The 2,066-nt window shown below is 40.0% G+C and carries 2 protein-coding genes and 2 pseudogenes; all 4 read left to right on the top strand.

The features are described 5' to 3' along the window. The first annotated feature begins 297 nt into the window (after positions 1-297). On the top strand, positions 298-447 hold the full coding sequence (locus tag AAAT87_RS15310; protein WP_349226912.1) for a hypothetical protein: 150 nt from the start codon (positions 298-300) through the stop codon (positions 445-447). Next, positions 402-1,151, top strand: a pseudogene (locus AAAT87_RS15305) (RNA-binding domain-containing protein); the annotation flags it as partial. The gene AAAT87_RS15310 and the pseudogene AAAT87_RS15305, both read left to right, overlap by 46 nt. A 436-nt stretch (positions 1,152-1,587) precedes the next feature. Further along, positions 1,588-1,803 (top strand): two-component regulator propeller domain-containing protein, encoded by a 216-nt coding sequence (locus tag AAAT87_RS15300; RefSeq protein ID WP_349226911.1) that lies wholly within the window; start codon positions 1,588-1,590, stop codon positions 1,801-1,803. A gap of 24 nt (positions 1,804-1,827) precedes the next feature. Beyond that, positions 1,828-2,066 (top strand): annotated as a pseudogene (locus AAAT87_RS15295) (sodium:proton antiporter); the annotation flags it as partial.

The raw sequence follows: 2,066 nt of genomic DNA, 5'->3' as shown, positions 1-2,066 counted from the left end.
GCAAAATCCTGGGCAACTTTTTGTTGCTCAGGCACTTATAAATAATGTTAAACTATAGTGTTGCGGAATTAAGGTTCCATAGAAATTTTGAAAATGCCCATAATGCCTTCTCGGATGTTTTAGCAACCATTGAATGTTTTAAAGAGCTAAAAAAGAAAGGTGTTATTGATATGTCTGATGATAATGACAATTTGCCTTTTTGATATTCAATACTAGTTAAAAAGAGGTGTATGAGCACTTAAATAGAGCTTTATTTAGAAAGGAGCATCTTCACTGCTAAATTTATAACATTAAATTATGTACAACAGTAAAGATTTGAAAAAATATTTCCAGTACTGGACGGAGGCTATGCCTAAGAGCATCTCCATAGAACAGTTCTGTTCACGTAACATGGCAGTTATATTGGCCATCAAGACTACACTCTCCAGCAACGCATCAATTTCGTAGAGAATCCAGGATATCTGTATTATTCCAATGCTGGCACATTCATTCCTGGCACTTTGGAGAATGTTTTGAGGAACGAAGAGCCTCAGACGCATTTCCGCAATGAATGTTTATGTAGGGCGATGGTAGATTTCAACATGATTGATACCGTAAGCCGTGGTATCAAGAAAATGTTCAATGAGCAATGGCGCAGACACTTCCCTATGCCTGACTATGAGATTGACCAGATCAAGAAGAAAGTAGTTGTCCGCATCTATGGCAATGAAATCAATAAACGATACACTGATTTGTTGAAAACAAACGACACTCTTTCTCTCTGGGATTGCATCTCACTAGACGCAGTACAAAAAGGCAGAACTATTCATGAGGATATAGCGCAAGACTTACTCAAACGTGGTCTGATAGAAGGTGAGGCTCCACATTACAGCATTTCTCTTAGCATTGCCAAGAACACTCACCAACTGCCTTCTTACACAAAGACCAAAGGATTGGATAAGGAGAGATTGCGTCAAATGGTTCTACAGTATCTCAGCAATGCAGGAGACGAAGGTGCCAAGCGAGATAGTATATATGAATATCTGAAGGATGTTCTTCCGCACAACAAGACGGAAGAGCAACAACTACGACTATTGGGAGATTTGCTTAAGGCTATGAAATTGGAAGAGATGATTAAAACAGATGGTCGCAATTGGTATCTTTTGCAATAATCCGTCGAATTTCGACGAAAAACAATGTATTTCCGTCGAAACTTAAGCCAATCCGTCGAAACTATATCAGTTACGTCGATTTTCGACGGATATAGCAATTTTAAATATACTAAAAAAGGTCGCCAGCATTTTGGCGACCTTTTTTAACATTTATTTCGTATTCAAAACCAGCTTCTTGGCTTTCATCTTTTCGCCAGCCACCGAAAGCTCTATCTTTCCAGGCTTCTCGCCTGCCTCACGGTTCCAGTTTTCTGAGAGCTTTCCGGCAGAAACATTGATGCCATTCCACTGGATGTTGCCACCCTTCTTGCGTATCTCGTCGATGATTTTGACTTTTACCCATTTTTTGTTTTCTACAATACATTTTCCCTTTCTTTTTGTTTTGCAGTCTAAGGATTTTATCGTATTTTTGCAGAAGAATCAAAAGACCTATCAAATGAAAAGAAACAAAAAGGCATTCTACACCTTATTATATATAGTAGGATTCATCAACATTTGGCTGATGCCTCTGCAGGCATTCGGCAGCATCAAATTAGACGGGAAGCGACTCTCGGCTAAGGATGGCTTGTCGTGCAATACGGTGAACGATATCATCCAGGATAGAGATGGTTTTATCTGGCTCGGTACCCCGAACGAAGACTTTGAATTTTAAATAATTATATAAGAGTATTAACACATGGAATCAAAAGAAAACAAGCAAAAAACACAAGCTGCTGAGGAGCAGGTATCCTGCCCACCTCAGCAGCCAATGGAACCACATCCTTTCATTTCTGTCATACCTCTGGCAGTACTTATCACCCTCATCGTTATGGTTGTCAAACTCTTCCCTGATGATGCCCTGGCGGGTGCCTCTCAGGTGGCCCTCATGATAGCCACAGCAGTATGCGTAGCACTTGGTATGGGAATCTACAATAT

Origin of the sequence: Segatella sinensis, assembly GCF_040095255.1 — a bacterium.
Taxonomy (GTDB): Bacteria; Bacteroidota; Bacteroidia; order Bacteroidales; family Bacteroidaceae; genus Prevotella; species Prevotella sinensis.
This window is presented reverse-complemented; position numbering and strand designations above follow the sequence as displayed.

Bases quoted from the DNA above. Each gene is read 5' to 3' on its own strand.
- AAAT87_RS15310 (WP_349226912.1), top strand. From the start codon at position 298: ATGTACAACAGTAAAGATTTGAAAAAATATTTCCAGTACTGGACGGAG.
- AAAT87_RS15300 (WP_349226911.1), top strand. From the start codon at position 1,588: ATGAAAAGAAACAAAAAGGCATTCTACACCTTATTATATATAGTAGGA.